Origin of the sequence: Marinobacter sp. DSM 26671 (assembly GCF_900112835.1) — a bacterium.
Taxonomy (GTDB): domain Bacteria; phylum Pseudomonadota; class Gammaproteobacteria; order Pseudomonadales; family Oleiphilaceae; genus Marinobacter; species Marinobacter flavimaris.
On record NZ_FONF01000004.1, the window covers coordinates 97,925 to 122,047 of the forward strand.

23 protein-coding genes and 1 riboswitch are annotated in these 24,123 nt (G+C 56.5%); of the genes, 20 read left to right on the forward strand and 3 right to left on the reverse strand.

What is annotated here, in order from left to right; all coding sequences use genetic code 11:
* The first annotated feature begins 8 nt into the window (after window positions 1-8).
* The 9 genes from urtC to BM035_RS05955 all read left to right on the forward strand — a co-directional run bounded on the left by urtC (window position 9) and on the right by BM035_RS05955 (window position 10,798).
* A complete protein-coding gene (gene urtC / locus BM035_RS05915; protein WP_014578805.1) occupies window positions 9-1,217 on the forward strand; it encodes an urea ABC transporter permease subunit UrtC in 1,209 nt (402 codons plus the stop codon).
* Window positions 1,217-1,975, forward strand: a complete 759-nt coding sequence (gene urtD, locus BM035_RS05920; protein WP_053113350.1) for an urea ABC transporter ATP-binding protein UrtD — start codon at window positions 1,217-1,219, stop codon at window positions 1,973-1,975. The genes urtC and urtD overlap by 1 nt, the downstream gene beginning before the upstream one ends.
* A 2-nt stretch (window positions 1,976-1,977) precedes the next feature.
* A complete protein-coding gene (gene urtE / locus BM035_RS05925; protein WP_014578803.1) occupies window positions 1,978-2,667 on the forward strand; it encodes an urea ABC transporter ATP-binding subunit UrtE in 690 nt (229 codons plus the stop codon).
* Window positions 2,668-2,681: 14 nt separating this feature from the next.
* Window positions 2,682-3,728 carry an aliphatic amidase gene (locus BM035_RS05930; protein ID WP_053113349.1) on the forward strand — a complete coding sequence of 349 codons (1,047 nt, stop codon included), beginning with the start codon at window positions 2,682-2,684 and terminating at the stop codon, window positions 3,726-3,728.
* A gap of 15 nt (window positions 3,729-3,743) precedes the next feature.
* The gene (locus BM035_RS05935; RefSeq protein WP_092030669.1) at window positions 3,744-4,787 is read left to right on the forward strand and encodes an AAA family ATPase; all 1,044 of its coding nucleotides are present in this window, start codon (window positions 3,744-3,746) and stop codon (window positions 4,785-4,787) included.
* A gap of 101 nt (window positions 4,788-4,888) precedes the next feature.
* Entirely contained in the window at window positions 4,889-6,121 is a 1,233-nt protein-coding gene (gene fmdA / locus BM035_RS05940; protein ID WP_092030671.1) for a formamidase, read from the forward strand.
* A gap of 5 nt (window positions 6,122-6,126) precedes the next feature.
* Complete coding sequence (locus BM035_RS05945) at window positions 6,127-6,480, forward strand: FmdB family zinc ribbon protein (RefSeq protein WP_092030673.1); 354 nt, start codon at window positions 6,127-6,129, stop codon at window positions 6,478-6,480.
* 155 nt (window positions 6,481-6,635) lie between these two features.
* Window positions 6,636-6,814, forward strand: a riboswitch (cobalamin riboswitch).
* Between the two features lie 129 nt (window positions 6,815-6,943).
* Entirely contained in the window at window positions 6,944-9,709 is a 2,766-nt protein-coding gene (locus BM035_RS05950; RefSeq protein WP_092030675.1) for a ribonucleoside-diphosphate reductase subunit alpha, read from the forward strand.
* A 30-nt stretch (window positions 9,710-9,739) separates the two neighbouring features.
* On the forward strand, window positions 9,740-10,798 hold the full coding sequence (locus BM035_RS05955; RefSeq protein ID WP_092030676.1) for a ribonucleotide-diphosphate reductase subunit beta: 1,059 nt from the start codon (window positions 9,740-9,742) through the stop codon (window positions 10,796-10,798).
* A 14-nt stretch (window positions 10,799-10,812) separates the two neighbouring features.
* Here the strand turns inward: BM035_RS05955 and BM035_RS05960 are convergent, their stop codons facing one another.
* Window positions 10,813-11,772 carry an integron integrase gene (locus tag BM035_RS05960; protein WP_092030678.1) on the reverse strand — a complete coding sequence of 320 codons (960 nt, stop codon included), beginning with the start codon at window positions 11,770-11,772 and terminating at the stop codon, window positions 10,813-10,815.
* 244 nt (window positions 11,773-12,016) lie between these two features.
* Between BM035_RS05960 and BM035_RS05965 the strand changes: the two genes are divergently transcribed.
* From BM035_RS05965 to BM035_RS06000, 9 genes are all read left to right on the forward strand, one after another.
* Complete coding sequence (locus BM035_RS05965) at window positions 12,017-12,715, forward strand: aspartate/glutamate racemase family protein (protein ID WP_175497346.1); 699 nt, start codon at window positions 12,017-12,019, stop codon at window positions 12,713-12,715.
* Between the two features lie 97 nt (window positions 12,716-12,812).
* On the forward strand, window positions 12,813-12,971 hold the full coding sequence (locus tag BM035_RS22600) for a hypothetical protein (RefSeq protein WP_175497347.1): 159 nt from the start codon (window positions 12,813-12,815) through the stop codon (window positions 12,969-12,971).
* A gap of 10 nt (window positions 12,972-12,981) precedes the next feature.
* Window positions 12,982-13,401, forward strand: coding sequence for a hypothetical protein (locus BM035_RS05970; RefSeq protein WP_092030681.1), 420 nt, complete (start codon window positions 12,982-12,984; stop codon window positions 13,399-13,401).
* A gap of 101 nt (window positions 13,402-13,502) precedes the next feature.
* Window positions 13,503-13,853 carry a hypothetical protein gene (locus tag BM035_RS05975; protein WP_053114992.1) on the forward strand — a complete coding sequence of 117 codons (351 nt, stop codon included), beginning with the start codon at window positions 13,503-13,505 and terminating at the stop codon, window positions 13,851-13,853.
* A gap of 102 nt (window positions 13,854-13,955) precedes the next feature.
* A complete protein-coding gene (locus BM035_RS05980; protein WP_092030683.1) occupies window positions 13,956-14,369 on the forward strand; it encodes a GNAT family N-acetyltransferase in 414 nt (137 codons plus the stop codon).
* A 118-nt stretch (window positions 14,370-14,487) separates the two neighbouring features.
* Window positions 14,488-14,949: a hypothetical protein gene (locus tag BM035_RS05985; RefSeq protein WP_092030685.1), complete on the forward strand. Its 462-nt coding sequence runs from the start codon at window positions 14,488-14,490 to the stop codon at window positions 14,947-14,949.
* Between the two features lie 193 nt (window positions 14,950-15,142).
* A complete protein-coding gene (locus BM035_RS05990) occupies window positions 15,143-17,023 on the forward strand; it encodes a phospholipase effector Tle1 domain-containing protein (protein WP_092030687.1) in 1,881 nt (626 codons plus the stop codon).
* A 17-nt stretch (window positions 17,024-17,040) separates the two neighbouring features.
* The gene (locus BM035_RS05995; RefSeq protein ID WP_092030689.1) at window positions 17,041-17,664 is read left to right on the forward strand and encodes a DUF2931 family protein; all 624 of its coding nucleotides are present in this window, start codon (window positions 17,041-17,043) and stop codon (window positions 17,662-17,664) included.
* A 125-nt stretch (window positions 17,665-17,789) separates the two neighbouring features.
* On the forward strand, window positions 17,790-18,122 hold the full coding sequence (locus BM035_RS06000) for a putative quinol monooxygenase (protein WP_092030690.1): 333 nt from the start codon (window positions 17,790-17,792) through the stop codon (window positions 18,120-18,122).
* A gap of 57 nt (window positions 18,123-18,179) precedes the next feature.
* Here the strand turns inward: BM035_RS06000 and BM035_RS06005 are convergent, their stop codons facing one another.
* Window positions 18,180-20,282 (reverse strand): molybdopterin-dependent oxidoreductase, encoded by a 2,103-nt coding sequence (locus BM035_RS06005; protein ID WP_092030692.1) that lies wholly within the window; start codon window positions 20,280-20,282, stop codon window positions 18,180-18,182.
* A gap of 163 nt (window positions 20,283-20,445) precedes the next feature.
* On the opposite strand from BM035_RS06005, the gene BM035_RS06010 reads away from it, so the two are divergent.
* Window positions 20,446-21,219 carry a CLCA_X family protein gene (locus BM035_RS06010; RefSeq protein WP_092030693.1) on the forward strand — a complete coding sequence of 258 codons (774 nt, stop codon included), beginning with the start codon at window positions 20,446-20,448 and terminating at the stop codon, window positions 21,217-21,219.
* Here the strand turns inward: BM035_RS06010 and BM035_RS06015 are convergent.
* Window positions 21,177-23,651, reverse strand: a complete 2,475-nt coding sequence (locus BM035_RS06015) for a 7TM diverse intracellular signaling domain-containing protein (protein WP_254775392.1) — start codon at window positions 23,649-23,651, stop codon at window positions 21,177-21,179. The two genes, BM035_RS06010 and BM035_RS06015, sit on opposite strands and share 43 nt — an antisense overlap.
* A gap of 240 nt (window positions 23,652-23,891) precedes the next feature.
* On the opposite strand from BM035_RS06015, the gene BM035_RS06020 reads away from it, so the two are divergent.
* Window positions 23,892-24,104, forward strand: coding sequence for a hypothetical protein (locus BM035_RS06020; RefSeq protein ID WP_053113332.1), 213 nt, complete (start codon window positions 23,892-23,894; stop codon window positions 24,102-24,104).
* Window positions 24,105-24,123 lie beyond the last annotated feature (19 nt).

The following is a 24,123-nucleotide window of genomic DNA, read 5'->3' on the forward strand; positions in this document are numbered from 1 at the left end:
AGATTGTCATGAAGAGTTCATCCCCATTGAAATGGTTTGCCACCCGCGAGGGACTGTATTACGTCGCACTGGCCGTGTTGTTGGTGGTGCTTTTGCCACTGGCGCTGGACCCATTCCGCCTGAACATGGTGGGCAAGTACCTGACCTACGCCTTTGTCGCCATTGGCCTGGTGATGTGCTGGGGCAAGGCCGGCATTCTCAGCCTGGGCCAGGGTGTGTTCTTTGGTCTTGGCGGCTACTGCATGGCCATGTTCCTGAAGCTGGAGGCTTCCACTCCGGAGGCCACCGCCATCCAGTCCACCCCCGGCATCCCGGATTTCATGGACTGGAACCAGCTCACCGAGCTGCCCTGGTTCTGGGAACCGTTCCACAGCTTCTCCTTCACCCTGCTGGCGGTGATCGGTGTGCCGGTTCTGCTGGCGTTCGTTATCGGCTTCGCCATGTTCACCCGGCGGGTGGGGGGCGTGTACTTCGCCATCATCACCCAGGCCATCGCCGCAATCCTGACGATCCTGATTATCGGACAGCAGGGCTATACCGGCGGTGTGAACGGCATTACCGATCTGCAGACGCTGAACGGCTGGGACATCCGCACCGATGAAGCCCGGACCATCCTGTACTTTGTCTGTGTTGGCATGCTGTTCCTTTGCCTGTTTGTGGCGCGCCTGGTCCAGAACCGGAAGCTGGGCCGCATCCTGGTGGCCATGAACGCCCAGGAAAACCGAGTGCGTTTTTCCGGCTATGACGTTGCCGCCTTCAAGATCTTCGTGTTCTGCCTGGCAGCGGCTTTTGCAGGCGTCGGTGGTGCCATGTTCACCCTGATTGTTGGCTTCATGTCGCCGTCGTTCATCGGCATCGTCGCTTCCATCGAGATGGTCATCTTCTGTGCCCTGGGTGGCCGGTTGTCCATCCTCGGCGCGGTCTACGGTGCCTTGCTCGTGAATGCCGCCAAGAGTGGCTTCTCGGAATCCTTCCCGGAACTCTGGCCGTTTGCCATGGGTGCGTTGTTTATCGGTGTCGTACTGGCCTTCCCGAACGGTCTGGCCGGCCTGTATCAGACCTACGTCATGCCCCTGGAAGACAAGATCTTCAAGCGCAACAAGGGTGCACAGCTGGAGGCCAAGCCCGCGGAAAAAGCCGCAGAGCCGAAGCCGACCGCTGAGAAGACTCCTGATTACGATCCGATGATCGATTCCTACAGCCCGGAGAAATCGTGATGAGTGCAGCCAAAAGCAAAAGTGGGGATTTCCTGCTGGCGGTCGAAGGCCTGACCGTGTCATTCGATGGCTTCAAGGCCGTGGATGACCTGTCCTTCTACCTCGATCCCAAGGAAATCCGGGTCATCATCGGCCCCAACGGTGCCGGTAAAACCACGGTTCTGGACCTGATCTGCGGCAAGACCAAGGCCACGTCCGGCTCCATCAAGTTTGACGGTAAGGAGCTTACCAAGCTCAAGGAGCACCAGATTGTTCACTCGGGTGTGGGCCGGAAGTTCCAGACCCCGTCCGTGTTCGAGGACCTGACCGTCTTTGAAAACCTTGAAGTGTCCTACCCAAAGGGACACAGCGTGATGGGCGCCCTGGGATTCAAGCGCGACGCGGAGGTGATCAATGCTGTGGAGGAGGTGGCTGAAACCATCTTCCTGACCGAGGCCCTGAATGAGCCGGCTGCATCGTTGAGCCATGGCCAGAAGCAGTGGCTGGAGATCGGCATGCTGCTGATCCAGAAACCGGACCTGCTGATGCTGGATGAGCCGGTAGCCGGGATGTCCGTCACCGAGCGCAAGAAAACCGCCGAGCTGCTGAGGGTGATTACCAGGGACCATACGGTATTGGTGATCGAGCACGATATGCAGTTTGTCGGTGATATCGCTGACCGGGTCACGGTCATGCATCAGGGCAAAGTTCTTTCCGAAGGGTCCATCGAGCACGTGAAATCGGACCCGAAAGTCATCGAAGTCTACCTGGGGCACTGATCATGCTGAGCATCAAACATCATTCGGTGGCCTACGGCCAAAGCACCATCATCGATGACCTCAACCTCGACGTGGCAAAGAACGAAATAGTCGCCGTGGTGGGGCGAAACGGCATGGGCAAGACCACGCTGATGAAATCCCTGGTGGGCATGACCCCCACGCGAGGCGGTGAGGTCAGCCTGGATGGGAACGACCTTTCCGGCCTGAAGAGCTTCCAGCGTGTGCGCGCCGGAATCGGTTTCGTGCCGCAGGGGCGGATGATCTTTCCGACACTGACGGTACGGGAGAATATCGAGACCGGCCTGGCCGCCGTGGGTGAGAAGAAGGTACCCGAGGACCTCTACGAGATGTTCCCGGTACTGAAGGAAATGCAGAACCGGCGTGGTGGCAACCTTTCCGGCGGTCAGCAACAACAGCTGGCTATTGCCCGGGCACTGGCCACCCGGCCCAAGGTGCTGCTGCTTGACGAACCCACGGAAGGTATCCAGCCCAACATTATCAAGGAAATTGCGCAGACCCTTCGGCGCATCCGGGATGAGCGGGGCCTGTCGATTGTGGTGTCGGAGCAGGTTCTGAGCTTCGTGATGGATGCGGCAGACCGGATCCTGGTGATTGAAAAGGGCGCGATTGTGCACGAAGAGAGCCGCGAAGAAGCGGATCAGGACAAGATTGCGAGCTATCTGGCGGTTTAACGAGGAGCAGAACGATGAGACACGGTGATATTTCCAGCAGCGACGATACCGTCGGCGTGGCGGTGGTGAACTACAAGATGCCGCGGCTGCATACCAAAGCCGAGGTGTTGGACAACGCCCGCAACATCGCTGACATGATCAAGGGTATGAAGGTCGGCCTGCCGGGCATGGACCTGGTGGTGTTCCCGGAATACAGCACCATGGGCATCATGTACGACAACGAGGAAATGATGGAAACCGCGGCCACCGTGCCCGGTGACGAAACGGCCATCTTCTCCGCCGCCTGTCGTGAGGCGAACACCTGGGGCGTGTTTTCGCTCACCGGAGAGCGACACGAGGATCACCCCAACAAGGCGCCGTACAACACCCTGGTTCTGATCAACAACGAGGGTGAGGTCGTCCAGAAATACCGCAAGTGTATCCCCTGGTGTCCGATCGAGGGATGGTATCCGGGTGACACCACCTACGTCACCGAGGGGCCAAAGGGCATGAAGATCAGCCTGATCATCTGCGACGACGGCAACTATCCCGAGATCTGGCGCGATTGCGCCATGAAGGGGGCGGAGCTGATTGTTCGCTGTCAGGGCTACATGTACCCGGCCAAGGAACAGCAGGTGATGATGGCCAAGAGCATGGCCTGGGCCAACAACTGTTACGTTGCGGTGGCCAACGCCGCCGGATTTGACGGCGTGTATTCCTACTTCGGCCACTCCGCGATCATTGGCTTCGATGGCCGTACCCTCGGGGAATGCGGTGAGGAAGACATGGGCATTCAGTATGCCCAGCTGTCCGTAAGCCAGATCCGTGATGCCCGTGCGAACGACCAGTCCCAGAATCACCTGTTCAAGCTGCTGCACCGGGGCTACACCGGTGTGCATGCCTCCGGGGACGGCGACAAGGGCGTGGCCGACTGTCCGTTCGAGTTCTACCGTACCTGGGTGATGGACGCCCAGAAGGCGCAGGAAAACGTGGAGGCCATGACCCGGAAGACGGTAGGTACCGCCGAGTGCCCGGTGGGCGAGCTGCCGTTCGACGGCAAGGAAAAATCCGCAGGGGCCTGAGCCCGGGAGGCGTTCATGCCGTTTATCAACGAACGGCTGGAAGCCAATCGGGAAACCATTGAAAAGAACCGGGCCGCCTCAGGCCCGGTTCGTGCTTCCCGGTTCCGCTTCGAGCCCGAGGCCGTGATGGCCAGACTGCGGGAAAATATCGTCGGCCAGGATGAGGCCCTGGCCGCCATGGAATCCATGCTGGTGCGGGTGAAAGCCGATATCGGCGAGGACAACCGGCCGCTGGCGGTGCACCTGTTCCTGGGTCCTACCGGCGTGGGCAAAACCGAAACCGTGCGCCTCATTGCCGAAGCCATCCACGGTAATCGCGATGGGCTGTGTCGTATCGACATGAACACCCTGGCCCAGGAGCATTACGCGGCTGCCCTGACTGGTGCACCGCCGGGCTACGTGGGCAGTAAGGAAGGCCACAGCCTGTTCGATCTGGACAAGGTACAGGGCTCGTTCAGCAAACCCGGCATTGTGTTGTTTGATGAAATCGAAAAAGCCAGCAAGGAAGTGGTGCGCACGCTGCTGAACGTGCTGGACACCGGTCGGCTGGTGTTTCCCTCCGGCAACCGCGAGATCGACTTCCGCAACACCCTGATCTTCATGACCAGCAACGCCGGTGCGCTGGAGGCGGAGACGCATGAGCAGGGCTACCAGCAGGGCTGGCGCCGCTGGCTCGGTTTATCACCTGGCAACGGCGAGGCCATTCGCGATACCGCTCTGCGCCGGCACTTTGACCCGGAATTCCTCAACCGGATTGATCAGATCTTCACCTTCAACCGACTTACCGACAACTGGCTGGACGCCCTGCTGGACATTGAGCTGGCGGGCCTCAATCGCCGGTTGTCCAGAAAGCACGCCGAGCTGTCGCTGTCGCCTGAGCTGCGAGAGGAACTGTGCCGTGGCTACGACGCTCGCTATGGCGCCCGGGAACTGCTGCGGGCTTTTCGCCAGCGGTTGGAACCCGCCGTTGCCCGGGCGTTGCTGGCGTATCCGGACTGTCGGCGGTTTGAAGCCGGCCTGCAGGGCAGTGAGGTCACGGTGCACCAATACGTCGAATGACGTAGGCACCGGGGGCATTTCGCGAATACCTCACAGGGACGGGATTTCGGATAGTAAAGCTGTTACCTAATCGTGCAAGCCAACACCAAGGAGCGCCCGTTATGGCTGAAACCATTATCAAGATCGATCTAAACAAGTCGGCCTATGAGAACGACAAAATCCACAACCGCTGGCACCCGGATATTCCGCTGGTGGCTACCGTCAAGCCGGGCGACGATTTCATCGTTGAGTGCTATGACTGGACCGGCGGTCAGATCAAGAACGACGACAGCGCCGACGACGTGCGCGATGTTGATCTCAGCCAGGTTCACTTCCTGTCGGGACCGATCGGGGTCGAGGGCGCGGAGCCGGGCGACCTGCTGGAAGTCGACATCCTCGACATCGGCACCTTCGAAGAGAGCCAGTGGGGCTTTAACGGCTTCTTCTCCAAGCAGAACGGCGGTGGCTTCCTGACCGAACACTTCCCGGAGGCCCAGAAATCCATCTGGGACTTCAACGGCATGTTCACCAAATCCCGCCACATTCCCAACGTGGAATTTGCTGGCCTGATTCACCCGGGCCTGATTGGCTGCCTGCCCTCCAAAGAATTGCTGGACACCTGGAACAAGCGTGAGGCCGGACTGGTCGCGACCGATCCGGAGCGTGTGCCGGAATTGGCAACACTGCCCAATGGTGAGACCGCCCACATGGGCCAGATGACCGGTGACGCGGCCAAGGCTGCCGGCGACGAAGCCGCCCGTACCGTGCCGCCACGGGAACACGGTGGCAACTGTGACATCAAGGATCTGTCCCGTGGCTCCAAGGTGTATTTCCCGGTGTACGTGGACGGTGCCGGCCTCTCCGTAGGCGACCTTCACTTCAGCCAGGGCGACGGTGAAATCACGTTCTGTGGCGCCATCGAAATGGCCGGCTGGATTCACCTGCGGGTAAACCTGATCAAGGACGGCGTGAAGAAGTACGGCATCAAGAATCCGGTGTTCAAGCCCAGCCCGATCAAGCCCCGTTACGACGACTATGTGATCTTTGAAGGCATCTCTGTAGACGAGGACGGCGGCCAGCATTACCTGGACGTGCACGTGGCTTATCGTCAGGCGTGTCTGAACGCCATCGAATACATGACCAAGTTCGGTTACACCAGGGCTCAGGCCTACGCGATTCTGGGTTGTGCGCCGGTGGAAGGCCACATCAGCGGCGTGGTGGATATCCCGAACGCCTGCGCCACACTCTGGTTGCCGACGGGCATCTTCGACTTCGACATTAACCCGTCCGCTGAGGGTCCGCAGAAGAAAGTCAGCGGGGGCATGGACGTACCGCTGTCGAAAGATAAGGAGTAATCGCCATGCCCGTGTATGACTACAAGTGCCGTGAACATGGCCTCTTTCACACACTGGCCACCATGGAGGATGCGGCCAAGCCGGCGCAATGCCCCACCTGCAAGGCCATGTCGCCGCGGGTGATCGTATTGCCATCCCACATTGCCGCCGTGGACCCAGCCAAAAGGGCGGCCGAGGACCGGAACGAGCGGTCCCGGCATGAGCCGGTGTTTTCCACCGCAGACCGAAGGGCGAATGATAAGGAGCACAGTCGCGCCTGCGGCTGTGGCTCCCCGAAACCCGGAAAGTCCATGCTGTTTTACACCGCTGACGGGAAGAAGATGTTTCCCTCCATGCGGCCCTGGATGATCAGCCACTGATTGGCTGAGTTGAGACTGTCACGTGTTTGGCCCCCTCTCCGGGGCCTTTTTTGTTTCTTCAGGTTGTCCCTTCTGAATATCGTGTATATAGTGTTTTAATCCTTGGTCAAATACCAGATGTAGTGATCAGTGCGTAACCAACTCGGTCAACGTGTGATCATCTCAGCCATTCTGGTATCGGGAATCCGGTGAGACTCCGGAACTGACGCGCAGCGGTATTGGGGAACAAGCGTGGCATCAAGACACTGGCGAAAGCCGGGAAGTCGCCACACGAGGCCGAATCTATCGATTCACGCCCCTGAGTCCGAAGACCTGCCAGGGATGAAGGAGCCTTACGGCTCCCAACTGCACCTTCGCGACCCAGGGTGAGCAGACCGGTTATGCCCAGCCATTCCCATGGCGAGGTGTGCCCCTGCGTACGCGATGGTGAAAGGAACTCAACGCGTATTCAGGAGAACACTGCATGTCTGCCTCAGCCCTGGCCGAACCCCGGCCAACCTCGCACACGGACACCGAATCCCTTCAGGTCATCAAGCGCAACGGCACGCTTGTCGGCTTCGACCCCTCGAAGATCAGCATCGCCGTAACCAAAGCCTTCCTCGCAGTTGAGGGCGACACCGCCGCCGGTTCCGCGCGTATCAATGACGCGGTACACCGGGTGACCGACCAGGTTATCCAGGCGATTGGCCGTCGCCTGAAGGCTGGTGGCAAGGTACATATCGAAGACATCCAGGATCAGGTGGAACTGGCCCTGATGCGGGCCGAAGAACAGAAGGTGGCCCGCGCCTACGTCCTGTATCGGGAAGAGCATGCCCGCGAGCGCGCCCGCCATGCGCCGGTTGAGGCACACCCCCATCTGACGGTGAAAAAGACCAGTGGCGAGATTGCTCCGCTGGATCTGGGCCTGATGAAACTGCAGGTGGAGCAGGCCGCCACAGGGCTGGAGGGCATTGACGGTGATTCCCTGGTGGACGATGCCCTGACCAACCTTTATGACGGCATCGCCGAGGAAGACGTGCTGTCGGCTTTGATCATGACGGCCCGCAGCCGGATTGAGCGGGAGCCGGACTACAGCGCGGTCACCGCTCGTCTACTGCTGGAACAGCTGCGTTTGGAGAATGCCGCTGCCCTGGGCCTGCCCATCAGTCTGCCATTGGCTGAGATTTATCCACAGGCCCTGAGCGCCTTTGTCGAGGCGGGAATTCGTTATGAACTGCTGGACGAAGCCCTGGCTGCTTTCGATCTGGAGCGCCTCGGCGCTGCCCTTCAGCCGGAGCGGGATCTGCAATTCGGCTTCCTGGGTCTGCAAACCCTGTACGACCGTTACTTCCTGCACTGGAACAAGGCCCGCCTGGAATTGCCCCAGGTATTTTTCATGCGCGTTGCCATGGGCCTGGCCCTGCGCGAAGATGACCCGAATGCCCGGGCCATCGAGTTTTACAACCTGTTGTCGTCGTTTGACTACATGGCGTCCACACCCACGCTGTTCAACAGCGGTACCCGCCATTCTCAGCTGTCGTCCTGTTATCTGACGACGGTAGGCGACGATCTTGAAGACATCTACGGCGCCATCCGTGATAACGCCATGCTGTCGAAATGGGCTGGCGGTCTGGGTAACGACTGGACGCCAGTTCGTGCGCTGGGCTCCCACATCAAAGGAACCAACGGCCAGAGCCAGGGCGTGGTGCCCTTCCTGAAAGTAGTCAACGACACCGCCGTGGCGGTCAACCAGGGCGGCAAACGTAAAGGCGCGGTGTGTGCCTACCTGGAAAGCTGGCACCTGGACATCGAGGAGTTCCTGGAGCTGCGCAAGAATACCGGCGACGAACGCCGCCGAACCCACGACATGAATACGGCGAACTGGGTGCCCGATCTGCTGATCGAGCGCATGCGCGAAGACCGTGACTGGACCCTGTTCTCTCCCAGCGATGCGCCGGATCTGCACGACCTGTACGGCAACGCCTTCCGTGAACGCTACGAGCATTACGAAGCCCTCGCAGAGCAGGGCAAAATCAAGCTGTTCAAGAAAATCCCGGCCAAGCAGCTCTGGCGCAAGATGCTCACCGTGCTGTTCGAAACCGGCCACCCCTGGATCACGTTCAAGGACCCGTGCAATCTGCGCTCTCCCCAGCAGCACCGGGGCGTGGTGCACAGCTCTAACCTGTGCACGGAAATCACCCTGAACACCAGTGCCGACGAGATCGCCGTATGCAACCTCGGTTCCGTGAACCTGGCCGCCCATATTGCCAACGGCGAGCTGGACGTGCAGCGCCTGGAACAGACGGTAAACACCGCCGTGCGCATGCTCGATAACGTTATCGACACCAACTATTACGCCGTGCCCCAGGCCCGCAATTCCAACCTCAGGCATCGCCCGGTCGGTCTCGGCTTCATGGGTTTCCAGGACGCGCTCTATCAATTGGGCCTGCCATATTCCAGCTCGGAAGCGATTGAGTTCGCTGACCTTGCCATGGAGCAACTCAGCTACTTCGCCATCCGCGCCTCGGCTTCGCTGGCGGGTGAGCGAGGCGCCTATGAGAGCTATGAGGGCTCACTCTGGCAGCAGGGCATCCTGCCGATCGAATCCATCAACCTGCTCAAGGAAAACCGCCGGGAAGGGGACCTGTCCGTGAATACCAACGCCCGGCTGGACTGGTCTCCCGTGCGCGAACTGATCGCAAAAAACGGAATGCGCAACAGCAACGTGATGGCGATCGCTCCGACTGCCACGATTTCCAACATCGTGGGTGTGTCCCAGTCCATCGAGCCGGCGTACCAGAACCTGTTCGTGAAATCGAACCTCTCCGGCGAGTTCACCGTGGTCAACCCCTCCCTGGTCCGAGACCTCAAGGCCGAAGGCCTGTGGGACAACGTGATGGTGAACGATCTCAAATACTTCGACGGCAGCGTGCAGCAGATCGACCGCATCCCCAACGAATTGAAAGCGCGATACGCCACTGCCTTTGAGATCGACGCAAGGTGGCTGGTGGAAGCCGCCGCCCGGCGCCAGAAATGGCTAGACCAGGCCCAGAGCCTGAACCTGTACATGGCCGAGCCCAGCGGCAAAAAGCTGGATGCCCTGTACCAGCTGGCCTGGGAACGTGGGCTGAAAACCACCTACTACCTGCGCTCCCTGGGTGCCACCGGCGCTGAAAAAACCGCTCCGGTTGCCGCGCCCCAGCCCCAGGTTTGCAGCATCGACGATCCCGACTGCGAAGCCTGTCAGTAACTGCTCACTTAACGATTTCGAGGCAAAACCATGCTTGATTGGGACGACGAACCAAAAACGGAATCCAAAGCGGCGCCTCCCGGCGCCCCGGCACCGGTGAACGTGGACGACAAACGCGTCATCAACGGCGAAACCGACATCAACCAGCTGGCACCGTTCAAGTACCCCTGGGCCTGGGAGTACTTCATGAACGCCAACAAAAACCACTGGACCCCCCTGGACGTGAACATGGCCCAGGACGTTCACGACTACCACCACCGGCTGACCGCGCCGGAAAAGCACGTGTACGAGAACGTGTTGGCTTACCTCACCACTTCCGACATCCTCGCCATGCGCAACATCGGCCTGGCGGTGATGGAGAAGATGAGCGCGCCCGAGCTGCAGATCTACCAGGCCCGGCAGGTATACGAGGAAGCCATGCACACCTGGGCCTACCAGCACTGCATCGAAACCCTCAACCTGGACCAGAGCGAGATCTACAACCGTTACCGCGTGGTGCCCGCCATCAACGGCAAGATCCAGATTGCCAACCGCCGGCTGGATGCGGCCATGCGCCCGGACATGAACTTGCGTAACAAGGACGACCTTCAGGAGTTCATCATGTCTTACCTGTTCTTCGCGGCGGTGTTCGAAGGCACCTGGTTCTACAACGGCTTCAGCCCTATCTTCGCCCTGCAGCGCCGGGGCCTGATGCGCGGCACCGGCGAACAATTGCAGTACATCCTTCGGGACGAGGCCATGCACTTCTCATTCGGCCTGAAAGTGGTCAACCAGATCGTGGAAGAGGAGAACATCACCTTCGACCCGAAGGCCGTGCGCGAGATGTGGGACGAATCCGAAGCCGCCGAAAGGGCCTATGCGGATTACATCCTGCGGGACCCGATACTCGGCTACTCCGCCGAGTATCACAGTGAACAGTTCCGCTTCGTGGCCAACCGCCGTGCTCGCACCGTCGGCCTGGAAGAGCCGTTCCCCGGCGCGAAGAACGTCTCGCCCTGGTTAGACGAGCAGGCCACCCTGCGCAAGGAAAAGAACTTCTTTGAAACGCGGGTGATTGAATACCAGACCGGGGCTCAGTTGGAGTGGTGAGGGCTTACTGACCGCTAGCCGAGCGGACTGCGCACCCCTGCGAAACCTTGTCCGAGGACGTGGGTATAAATTTGGGTGGTTCGCAGATCCGCATGGCCCAGTAAATCCTGAACCGTGCGGATGTCGGTTCCCCTCTTCAGGAGTTCCGTGGCAAAGGTATGTCGAAAGGTGTGGCAGCCAGCGCGCTTACCAATGCCGGCTTCTTGTGCAGCCGCGCGCACAGCCCGCTGTACAGAGGATATATGGCGATGATGGCGAGCGACATTACCAAGATTATCCGTGCTGAGCGTGGGGGAGGGGAACATCCACTGCCATTCCAGCGATTTCCCGGCATTGGGGTATTTGCGGGCGAGAGCAAACGGAAGGCTTACCGGATGCAGGAATTCCTCATCTCGCCGTCTCCAGGCCTTGCGGATGGCGTCAACATGATCGTGCAACGGCCCAAGGAGCGTTGTGGGAAGAAGGGTCGTCCGGTCTTTGGCGCCTTTACCATCCCGCACCGTTAACACCTGCTGCTGAAAATCCAGGTCCTTGATGCGCAAGCGACAGGCCTCGGTAACCCGCAATCCCGAACCATAGAGCAGGGAAGCAATCAGCCTGTCGGTTTTACCAAGCCGGTCGATAATCTGCATGGCTTCCTCGTGCGTCAAAACCACGGGTAATTTCCGGGGTTTCTTTGAGCGAATAACTTCCCCAATCTCACCGAGCGGCTTATCCAGCACCTTGTCGTAGAGAAAAACGAGAGCATTCAGGGCCTGCGCCTGAGTGGCTGCCGCGACATTACGATGGACAGCGAGCCAGGTCAGAAACTCATTGACTTCGCGGGGCCCCATATCGCGAGGGTGCTTCATTTGCTGAAAACGAATGAAGTAACGGATCCAGTACCAGTAGGTTTTTTCGGTACGGATGCTGTAATGATTCACGCGGATAACCGCATGAACCTGGTCCCGTAAGCGAGGTTGTTTTCCCTTCATGCGTCCCGGCTCCCTGCCAATACTGTTTATTTATACAGTATTATTGGTAGCGTGGATCACAGATGTCAAATGATTACATGGAAAGCCAGTTTGTAGTGGGCTAACCTGTTGTTTTATAAATTTATGGGCACTGCGTACTGTGATCCAGAAGCCGCAATAACGAAGCGGTCAAATTTCTGCAATCATGAAGCGCTCTGTCTAATTGCTGTTATCTTTAAGAAGAACTCACCACATGGAGGTTTCTATGCACATTGGACTAATCGGTGGTATCGGACCAGCCGCAACAGAGTTCTATTATCGTAACTTGGTGAAAGCCGATCAGGCATCAGATGGTTATAGTCGCATGGAGCTGACGATTTGCCATGCCCAAGCGAGCGATTTGATACGCAACATTCAGGTTGGCGATGTCGATGCGCAGGTCAGAATTTTTGAAGTACTGGCTAATCGTTTGAGCGCGGCTGGTGCCGAAGCATTGGCAGTGACGTCAATAGCTGGACATTTTTGCATTTCCGAACTGGAGAAAGTGTCACCCATTCCCATTATCGATGCGTTGTCTGGACTCGAAAGCGCATTAATTCAAAACGGCTACACAAGGGTGGGCGTATTGGGCAACAAGGTGGTCATGGAGACACGGCTGTTCGATAGTTTTCGAGAGACCGAAATCGTTGTTCCGCCTGGCGATAGCCTAAACAAAGTCCATGAAGCCTACATGAGCATTGCTGTTTCTGGTGCTGCAAACGAAGACCAAAGAGAGACCATATTCCAGGCTGGCAAGAAGATGTGTGACGAGCAAGGTGCTCAAGCTGTTGTTCTTGCTGGCACAGATCTTTTCGTGGCCTTCAATGGGTATGAATGCGGGTTCAAATACGTTGACAGTGCTTTGGTCCACATTGATGCCATTCACCGAGCTTCAATGGAAAACTCAGATAACAAATCGCTGTAGTTCGCGGCCTACGGCCGCCGGACGCCCTTTTCATTGCGGCTTTGCCTCCATTACAAGGACGCCGCTAAGCTTCGCGTTAGGCCAAAAAGGAGAGACCATGAGTATTCTGCTTTTCATACTTGGAGCGGTTGTGCTTGCTTACTGGGGCTATTGCATGAGCCAGCCTCAATGGAACCGGCCATTGGTGATTTTGAAAAATGGCGGCGTGATATTTCTTGTTGGAGTAGTCTTAGTGGTAGTCGGGTTCCTCATATAAGGAGAAAGTAATGGGTGAATTTATTATCGGCGCACTTGTGGTTTTAGTGTTGTGGTTTTTCTTCTCAACGCGATCAAAAGTAAAAGCTCACCAAGCATTCAATGCACTTGATGAGGCAGATTCGTGGTTTACTAATCATGGAATAAAGCCCTCATCAGTCCGTTTCAGTTCATACGAAGATCCTGGGTTGGCAAAGACTGCCGGGGCAACGGTAATAGTTGGCTCTGGTGATAAAGCGGATGGTAGTCATGTTGGTTTTGTCATTGAGGTCGCAGGTGGTTCAGGCGTTGTGGAGTCATCGTTAATAGAACCCTCAGGTATTGCGACGCATCATCGAACAGCATCACAGACTGCAAAAATGAATGGAATGACGCTGATCGAGGTTCTGGAAGAGATGGCACGTCAACATAGAGCAAGACATGGCGGGTAATGGCCTAACAATCGCAGTCACAGCGACGGCTTTTTCGTTGCGGCTGCGCCTTCACTACAAAGCCGCGCGTGCTGCGGGCGTTATGACCACAAGGAAGTCGAGTGAAGAAGAAGGTTTATCTGTCCATTTTTGCCAGCCTAATTTTGGCAGTGTTTGTCAGCGCCGCAGGCGGAAGTTATGGGCGAGCACTGACAGAGCACGTTAATAAAGAGGCTATTGAATTAGCGTTAGATGGCAGGTCCATATCAGATCTTTCCCGAGAAGAGGGCAATGCATTGAGGCGCTCTCCGGAATTTTTGGACCGCTTGGTCGCAGCTAAGGAAGAGGTATCTGACCAGTACTGGTGGTATTTCGCCGCGAACCTCCCCATCCAAATTTTACTAATGCTCGTCATTTGCTTGGTTTGCGGAAAATTTGTAATTCATACGGTGACTAAGCATGCGAGGCCATAACCAGGCGGTCAACCGGACGCCAAAAGCGTGGCGCTTTTGGTGCCCTCCGCTAGCGCTCCGGCGCCGGTTACCTCGGCGTTATAAATCAGGGAGTGGCCATCGATGGAGTGGCGCAAGGACGATTACCTAATCACTGACGACAAATCCAAGGTGCAGCTGGATATCGTCCACCGCTTGCTTGCTGCAACCTATTGGGGTGGCCGCCGCTCCAGAGAAATCGTAGAGCGCATGGTTGCAGGCTCCATCTGCTTCAGTCTTTACCGTGGTCCCACGCAGATCGGTTTTGGGCGGGCAGTCACCGATAGTGCTACGTTTACCTGGGTAGCGGATATTGTGGTTGAGCCCGAGTTTCGGGGCGCCGGCTTGGGGCAGTGGATCATGGAATGCTTGGTTGCACACCCGGCCATAAAGGGAACTCAAATGGTGTTGCAAACCCGCGATGCTCAAGGGTTGTACGAGAAGTTCGGCTTCTCTGGAAACAGTGCTCTCATGAGCACCAAAGTCACTGATTTATAACAAGTCGCAGCAGTACACGGCCGATGGCCGCCGGACGCCCTTTCCGTGGCTCCTTCGTCGCCACTCCAAGGCCGCCGCTGTGCTTCGGCGTTAGGGCTATCAAGGATCGATTTGACCAATGGACAAGCTTAAAGGTATTTGTATTTTAGTTCTCACCTTTTTTAGTTTTGGACTTACAGTATTTTTTATGCCTTTTCAGGTTTATGAAGTTTTTAGTGCCTTAGACTCTGAAGTTCTAGAAGCTGAAATAATTGATTCTGAATTCGATAGGTATTCCGATGTGGGTTTTAGAAACTCCTGCATCATTGAGGTAGAATTAAAAATATTATCAAGCAATGAGAATATTATTATTGGGGATGTTAAGCCAGGTGATATTTCAACATGTATTTCAAAAAAGAAATATGCCAACCTCTATCAACCAGGTGATTTTGCTATTGTATATTTATCTAAAAATGGGAAGTACTACCTTAGTTTAGGTTCATATTTTGAAGCATTAACACCTACATTCTTTAGTCTTATTTGGTTTGTTTTTTTGTATAGCTATATTAAAAGACAAAAGAAGCTCAATAACAATTCATAGACTAGCCCTAACAATTTACTCAAAAGGACGCAAAACGCTTGGCTTGTGCTCCTTCGTCGCAAAGTATAGCCAAACATTTTCCGCCTTTTAGTAAGGCGTTATGTAGTGCTGACCATGCTACAATTTCGGGATTTGAACCATGTTTAACCAAGGGTAGCCAGGAAGCTACTTTTTATTGAAAGGAACTCTCACTATGAGCAATCTGATTGCCGCCTGCGTCGGCGATATGCATGTTTGCCCGATCAAAGGGCACGGCTCCTCTCCCATCATGCCAAACGGCTCCAGCATCCTTGTTGAAGGCAAACCCATTGCCCGGGTTGGCGATGTCACCGGCTGCGGTGCGGTCATTACTCAAGGCTACCCATTGGCTCAGGCCGATGGCATGCCCGTGGCATACCTTGGCAGTCCCACGAGTCATGGCGGTTCCATTGTCAGTGGTAATCCCCGGGTCATTCTCGGCGTAGCGACCAACACCGCGCCAGTTGTCGACTTCGCCATGGCGGGTGCATTGGATGATAAAGGCCAGCTTACCCCTGCCGCTAAAGAGTTGCTGGATAAAGATCCGCAGGAATTTGTTCGCAAAGCTGCGCAGAAAGGCGCGTTGATTGATGAAGGCTTGCCGGACGAGTCACCGGAGGACTCGCCCGAAGAAGAGGAGCGCCCCAAAGTCCGGGTAGAGGCTGGCATCTTTTTCGATGGCACTGGCAATAACCGGGACAATACCCAGACGTATCAGCAGCAGGTGGACGAGTGTCTGACGGCCAATGCCGCTGGAGCTATCTCAGAAGAAGAATGCAGTAGTGAACTGTCGCAGATTATGGGTGGTAGCTACCTCAATGCTGAAACCAACGTGTCCAAGCTTGAGAACCTGTATCAGCGAACAGGTGGCCACGGCGAAAATGGCGAGACCATAGTCAGGATTTCAACCTACGTGCCTGGCGTCGGTACAAAGTCTGGTGATCCTGATGACGGTCCGAGCATGGGACTTGGCCTTGGTGAGCAAGGCATACTAAAAAAGATTGAGGAAGGCAGTAATGATTTCGCTTTCCGATTAAGCCGTGCCGTCACCGAACCCATCGACGAACTGGTCCTCGACGTGTTTGGTTTCAGCCGTGGGGCGGCAACCGCCCGGCATTTCGTCAGCCGGGAGATCCATGACACCACTGGCTCTTTATACGGCGAGTATAAAGGTAGGTTGGTCAAGGCCTTCGAGCGGGAGGGAATTCCCTGGCCGAACAAGGTTACTGTCCGTTTTCTAGGGCTATTTGATACCGTAACTGCGGTTGCAGACCTGGATAATCTCGATTTTTCTGCCCACGATGCCGATACGGGACGCATCAACGTTAACGTAAAACCGGGGCACGTCGAGCGAGCCGTGCAATTTGCTGCCCGAGATGAACGTCGACACAACTTTTCACTGAACAGCCTGCGAAACGAATCCGGAAACTTACCTGAACATTTCAGCGAATGGGTGTTGCCGGGTGTTCATTCCGATATTGGTGGCGGTTACCCGGATCGTTTTCAGGAGCGTATCGAAGTTCGCCCGCCCCTCGTGGTCAAAGGAAAGGATCGCCGCAATCCCGAAGCAAGTTTTGAGTTCTCTCGCATGTTGCAAGAGCGCGCACTGATTAAAAGTGAGGGCTGGATTGGGCCACTGAATCCGCTTGCTACGCTGGAGATAGAACAGGAGCGCCAACGTGGTTTGCCTGGCGGAGATGTCACGCTTCGCCTGTGGCTGGATCGAGAAGTTCGGGGCGAATATTCCCGAATTCCGCTTTATCTGATGCACAAGTTAGCAGTGGATGCGGGGGTACCTTTTGATGAAATCGATCCGAAAGATTCTTCCTATGCTTTACCTCAAGAGCTTGTACCCGTTGCCAGGAACCTTGCCGCCCATGTGTGGTATGGCAATGAACTGCTGATCTCCCCGGAGTCCAAGGCACTATTGAAGCAACGGTATATCCACCACTCCGATCATTACCTGACAATGTACGTGAAAGGCGCATGGCCGATTTACCCGTTTCAGCCGGCCAAATATGGTCGACGTGTTATCCATCCAAACAAGACCAAGTGATTTGAAGGGGAAGCGCTATGAAAATTCAAGGCCTTGTGCTCAGTGTATGCCTACTTTTGTTGTCAGGATGCTCGGAGCAGACAGCCTCCGAAGGATCAAAGCCAGGTCCCAACTCGACTTATCGGAGTATCGGTGTTGTGGCGCCTAGGCATTACGATGTCTGGGTGGATAAGTTTTATATTGAGTCCTTGTCAGAGGATATAGGTTGGCGTCGCCCATTTGGGATTGTCTCTTGTTGCTGGAAAAGCGCTCCGCTGTCCGGCGCTGAATGGCAAACCACCCCTGAACTGTTCCTGATACGTTGGTTTTCATTCGCGGAGCAGCAGTCCTACGAGGCTGTGATCAAGCTGGATAATCCCGACGAGATTGTGGAGAAAATGAGAGAACCCGCACCGTTTGAGAGCTTTGGTGAGATTGCAGTTCGGCCTCGGGACACGCTTGTGCTGGGGCTGGCACCTGGCGGTACTGTGGTGCTCTGGATCATGAATCGTGGGGAAAATGCCATTGAGGTTGGGCGGTACCAGGCGAAACCATACGATTACCAAAAAGAAGGAGAGGACTATACTCGCCGGACTGAAACCTACCTTGAAAGAGAGGGGGACTTCCTGCAAAAAAATGGAATACGATATGATGGTTGGTGAATGAGTACTTCTGACTAATGAGCCAAGCACCACATAACAATGCCATGCACCGGATGCCAAACCCTCCGCTTCGCTGCGGTTTTGTCACCGGTGATGGCGAGCGTTAGCACTCAGAGAGAAAATGAATGTTTGTTGCCGTTTATGAGTTTGAAATCAAGGAAGGCACAGAGACTTCATTTCGAGAAGCCTGGCTTGAAGTGACGAAAGCGATCTATGAGCACTGTGGCAGTTTTGGTTCAAGACTCCACACTTCAGACAAGCCGAATATCCTGGTTGGTTATGCTCAGTGGCCTGATCGGGAAACGTGGCAGAAAGATCGTCACGTAATCGATGAAAAATATCATAGGGCACGTAAACAAATGCTCGACTGCCTGGTTCAATCGAAAACTGTCTATGAATTGGAAGTCAGTGACGATTACTTGCGTGCCAATCTGTCCCGTAGTCCCAACCAGGACTGACTGACAGCCTTCCCCCGTTCAGCAAGACGCGCAACCTTCTCCATGCCATATCTCACATCAGGCTGCGCGTACGGCTACCCTCGTACCGTTGAACGCCGCATTGCCCGTCAACGCGTCAATGCGCCCGGAATCGGTGACGTCGTTCATGCTCACGCCGGGTTGTCCCTCGGCGATCGACATGGCGGTGTCCGGCCGGTTATGGCCCCAGCCCTGGGGCATGCTGATCACACCCTCGAACATATCGTCGTCGATTTCTACTGGCAGGTTGATGCTTCCGGAAGCCGACGTAACCGTGGCCAGTTGTCCGTCTTCAAGCCCGATTTTGAGGGCATCTGACGCGTTCATCTGCAAAGTGCACGGGTTCTTGCCTTTTACCAGCCGGTGGGAGTTCTGGGTCCAGGTATTGTGGCTGCGGGGCAGGCGGCGGCTGACCAGCGTGAACGGATAGTCGCTGGTCTCATCTGCCTGCAACAGGCCTGAGGCATCCAGGCGTTTCAGATCCTTCAGGTATAGCTCGGGGGCAATGCGGATCTTGCCGTCCTCGGTCTGGATGCGCTGCGCCAGGCAGGGCTGCAGTGGTCCCAGATCCACACCATGGGGGTTGGCTTTCAGGGTCTCCAGGCTCATGCCCTCTTTTCCGTAGGCGCCGTGTTTCAGGCCCAGATCCAGCATGGCCTCCGGCGTTACGCCATCGTCTTCCAGGCCCGTTAACTGCAGGGCCAGATCCCGCAGAATCTCCCAGTCGTGTTTCTGGCTCGGTCCTTTCTCGAACATCGGTTCCGAGAACTTGGCGGTATTGCGAACGGCGAAAGAGTTGAAGAACACATCGAAGTGCGGCACTTCCAGCCCGGTTGTGGCCGGCAGGATGATGTCGGCATGGCGGGTGGTTTCGTTCAGGTAGATATCCACCGACACCATGAAATCCAGGGCATCGAAGGCGTCTTCCAGTCGGGCTCCGCCGGGCGCCGAAAGCACTGGATTGCCGGCGATGGTGATCATCGCGCGGATCTGGCCCTCGCCCGGGGTCAGGATCTCATCGGCCAGGGTAGCCACGGGGAATTCGTTGTTGAAGTAGGGCAGTTTTCGCACCCGGGACTCGTAACGGCCATAGGAACTCGGCTTGCCCTTTTTGTCCCTGACAAGATCAAAGGCCGGCTGGGGGAACATGGCGCCACCGCGGCTATCGAAGTTGCCGGTGAGAATGTTCAGTACATTGTTGAGCCACTGGCAGAGGCCGCCGAACGACTGCGTCGAGGCGCCCATGCGGCTGTAGCAAACGGCGCTCTTCGCAGCTGACATCTCCCGGGCCAGTTCGCGGATGGCGTTAGCGGTCATACCACAGGCTGCCGCCACGGTTTCCGGGCTATAGGGTTTGACGGCCTCGACCAGTTGCTCCAGCCCGTCGATCCGGTCGTCCAGATGACCAAGGGTAACCAATTGTTCCTCAAACAGGGTGTGAACCATGGCCAGCATGAACAGGGCATCGGTTTCCGGGCGGATAAACAGGTGCTGGTCGGCCTTTCTCGCGGTCTCGGTGCGCCGTGGATCAACCACCACCACCTTGCCGCCACGTTGCTGGATGGCCTTCAGGCGTTTGCCGACGCCGGGGGCAGTCATCAGGCTGCCGTTGGAAACAATCGGGTTGGCACCAATGATCAGCATGAAATCCGTATGGTCGATGTCCGGCACCGGAATCAGCATGCCGGCACCCAGCATGTAATTGGAGGCCACGTGGTGTGGTAACTGGTCCGCCGATGCGGAGCTGTAGCGGTTATTGGTGCCCAGCGCCTTGAAGAACCGCGGCAGCATGATGGCGTTGCCGAAGTTATGGGCGTTTGGATTACCCAGATACACCCCAACGGCATCCTGCCCGTGTTCCTGCTGGATGCCGCGAAACCGCGAGGCGATTTCCTCGAAGGCAGCTTCCCAGCTGATCTCCTGCCAGCCGTCCGCGGTGCGCTTCATGGGTGCTTTCAGGCGGTCCTTGTCATTGTAGAAATCCTGCAGTGCAACGGCTTTCGGGCAGATATGGCCGTGGCTGAACGGGTCGTTGCTGTCGCCCTTGATGGACAGGATCTCGCTACCCCGATGCTGGATTTCGAGGCCACACATGGCTTCACAGATGTTACAGGTGCGGTAATGGGTCTGGGTGTCGGTCATGGCAAACACTCGGTCCGGATATTGTCGTTATTGGTACTGGCAGTGTGGCACAAGCCGGCGGAAAATCAGACGGTCATAATTCACATAAAACCGGTCAATCCCGCCAAATACTGTTTCTCTCGGTGCCTGAAAGACAGGCCGGAATTTCATCGTACAATAGCCCATGGCTAAAACCTTTTACCGTCGGGGCCCGGACCATCGAGCCGGAGCGCCGGTTACCTTTCTCGACGTCCGCCGTCGTTTCCAGTTCCGTTCCATCGAGCTTGGCCGCTGGGTCACCGAGCCGGAAAAACAGCGCAGTGCGTCGCTGTTCTACGATGCCCTGTGCGATCTGATGACCATTCTTGGCGGCACCGAGTCTCTGGTTTCCCTGCGTGGCACCCTGGCTCTTCAATATGGCATTGGCGGCCGACCGGGTGTGTCGGCCCACTACACGCCGGCCACGCGCAGCTTCTCACTGGCCAAAAATGCCGGGCCCGGCAGCATCGCCCACGAGTGGTTTCACGCCTTTGATCATTACATCGGCGAGAAACTTTTCGGCGAGGCCCACAGAGGCCAGTTTGCTTCGAAGCTCTGGCTTGGCCGTGACGACGCTGTGCGGCATCCGCTGAACGATCGACTGCAGGCCTGCTTCAAGGCGATTCTGCTGGACGAAAAAGGCGCAGAGCCCAGCGAGCTCTTCCGGTGCTCGGTGAGGGCGGACAAAGCGGCAGGAATTCAATATTTCAGCTTGCCTGAAGAGCTTTGCGCCCGGGCGTTTGAAGCGTTTGTGCAGGATGCAAACGTGAAGAACGCCTTTCTGGTGAGCGGAACCCGAGAATCCGAAGACGCAAAACTGGGGCTCTATCCGGTTGGCGCGCAACGGGAAAGAGTCAACCGCGCGTTTCACCGTTATTACACGTCTCTTGGCCGGGCGCTTCGCTTGGCAGAGGAGTAAACGTCTCCTCGGCCCGTGACTTGTCTTCCAACATCCAGCCAGGCTTTGAGATCTTCAAGTGAATTCGGTGGGCAGATCCAGTAGCCCTGGAGCATTTCCGCTCCGAGAGATTCAAGGAGGTGTGCCGATTTTTCGGTCTCAATGCCTTCGGCAACCACCCGATAACCCAGGCCCTGGCCCATACTGATGGCGGTTTCCACAATCATCCGGGCGCTGTCGCTGGACTCGATGTCCTGCAGCAGGGTGCGGTCCAGCTTTATTTCGCTGGCGGGCTGCTTCTTCAGGTAGGAGAGTGAGGAGTAGCCGGCGCCGAAGTCGTCAATTGAGAGCTTGAGCCCGATCGCCGTCAATTCATTCAGGGCTTTCAGGCCCCGGTGTGGATCGTCCATGGCCGCGGTTTCGGTGAGTTCGATGATGACCTGTTCCGCCTGTAGCTGATATCGCTTTATGCGGGTTTCAAACAGGCCAATCAGTTCTGGAGAACTGAGATCGCGAGCGGAGATATTCACTGAGATGGTCAGCTCCGGATCAATCTCGTGGAGTGCTTTGAGATCGTTCATAGCCTGATAGTAGAGCTCGGTCTGATTGTGGTGCAGTGCCTCCCGGAAGTCGGACATCAACGTCAGCCGGCTTTCGTCATAGATGTCATCCTTGCGGGAATACAGGCCGGTTTGATACGGGCCATGAGGCGCCATTTCCATGCCGACATGGGCATTGCGGATCAGCAGAGCGGCTTTCTTGCCATGTTCCGGATAGCTGGCGGCACCAAACCGGGGATTGGGCTCTATGGCAATGTTATCCAGCAACACGGGTTCCGCCAGTTGTTTGAGTGCGTTATCCAGCGACTGGAAGTCGTCTGCCGTTTTACTGACGTTCACCAACAAACCAAAACTGTCGCCAGACAGCTGATATACCCGCTCATCGTTCCCACGCGCATCGACGGTGTGATGAACCATGGGCAGGCCTGAGGCCAAACGGGTCATATGCTCTGCCATGGCCTTGAGCAAACGTTCGCTACGGTCGAGGCCCAGGGTCCGGCTGATTTCCTTGAGCTGCGTTATCCGGGTAACGCCCACCATGAAGCGCCCGTTGGGGTTTTCCCGCAATTGCTCATCCACCATCCATTCGAACCGGTTCCGGTTTGGTAGCCCGGTCACCGGATCGTGGGTCAGTGCTTCATTCAACTGGGTCTGGGCTTCGTTGCGGGCCTTCTGTTGTTTGAGGATATCGGCCTGAGCCTGGATTTTCTGTTCCCGTTCCCGGTACAGGCGGTCGGCGAGGGCAAGCGTGAGAATGAAAGCCTCGAGCCCGGAGCCGATCTGCATGGCGTACTCGGTAAAGAAATTCTCTGGCAACAGGCCCAGGGCCCGCCCCGCCGTTGCCGAGACCCCTATCGTAAGAGGTGTCCAGGCGATCGTGAAGAACACCCCGGCCCTGACACCGGCAGCCCAGGCCACAGGGCCGGCCACCAGGAGCAGCGAGAAGAATGCGAACGCGGAAACGGCCGCCACCCGGATACCGGTGTCGTAATCCAGCAGCGGCGCAGACAGGAAAAACAGCATCTCAAACAAGAGCATCGCCTGCAGGGCCCGGTACAGCCTGGGGCTGTTAGAGCGCACCTGGAGGAACTCCATGCAGAACAGTATCGAGAACATCGCCAGGAATGGCATCGACAGCAGAAGCACATGCGTGTGAAGAAACGGTGCGCCCGGGTAGATGTGCTGAAGTGTATAGCCGCGCACAGCGGCGAAGAACAGGAAGTAGCCGGAAATGGCCAGGGCGTAGAACAGGTACAGCTTTTCTCGCAGGGTCAGGAACACGGCCAGGTTGATCAGGATGATCACTGCCAGACTGCCGTAGTAGAAAAAGTGCAGTTTCTGCTCGTTGGCAGCGGCTTCGTAAAAATCATTCTGCTGCCAGATCTGCAGCGGCACCACCATCGTGCCCTGGGTGGCGACCCGGATATAAAGCGTTTTCGAGGCGTCCGGGGCTACATGGAATCGATATAGCATGTTGGGATGGTCGACATCCCTGGGGTAGAAAGAGCGGGTGTCCCCGGTGGCGAATTCTCGGAGCAGGGTGCCGCCGGAGAGCTCGTGAAACACCACGTCATCAAGCTGGGAATAGCCCAGCTCTGCAATCAGAAGCTGGTCGCGGCCGGTCTGGTTTTGCACCTCAACCCGCAGCCAGTAGGCGGAATCGGTAATCCCGAAGGTGGCCTTACCCGATGGATTGGTCTGCCAGGCGCGATCGGGAAGGGCGCGAACATCGGCCAGTTCCGCTTCGGCGCTGGCGTCTTCCCAGTACTGGAAATGGCTTTCAATCGGTTTTTCTGAGGCAAGTGTGACCGGGGCGCTATTCGCATGCGCAAACTGCGACGTGAAAGTCGCCAGACTCAGTAAAAAGATACGCAGAGCAGTGCTGAGGATCACCAACAGTAGACCCCGTTATATCGCCATCAGGCTTTTTTATTTTCCTGATCATCAGCTTAACAGCCTTTCTTCACCGGAAAAGCCGAGAACCAATATTTAATGTAGCGAAATGTCTCATATCTGCAGATTCTCCGCCTTGCCCACCCGTCCTTTTGTGCTCCCCGTAGCCCTCAAGCACCTGTCTCGATAGCGGCCCATCTGCTACGTTGAAAGGAGACATTCATTCCCAAGGAGGCCTCTATGTTCGTCGCTGAAAAAGCAACCGGGCACCTGATCGAAGTTCTGGATACACAGGCGCTGTTTGATCCCCATAGCCAGCAGGTGCGAGGCAGCCTCCATTACGGAGAGGAGGCGCAGGATCCTGAATTGTTTAAAAAAGCCGAACTCGCATTTCCCTCCGGTGAAGCGCTTCCTGTGTGCTGGACAGACCCGGATTACCGTCGCCATAGCTGATATTTGCTTGCCCTTCCTG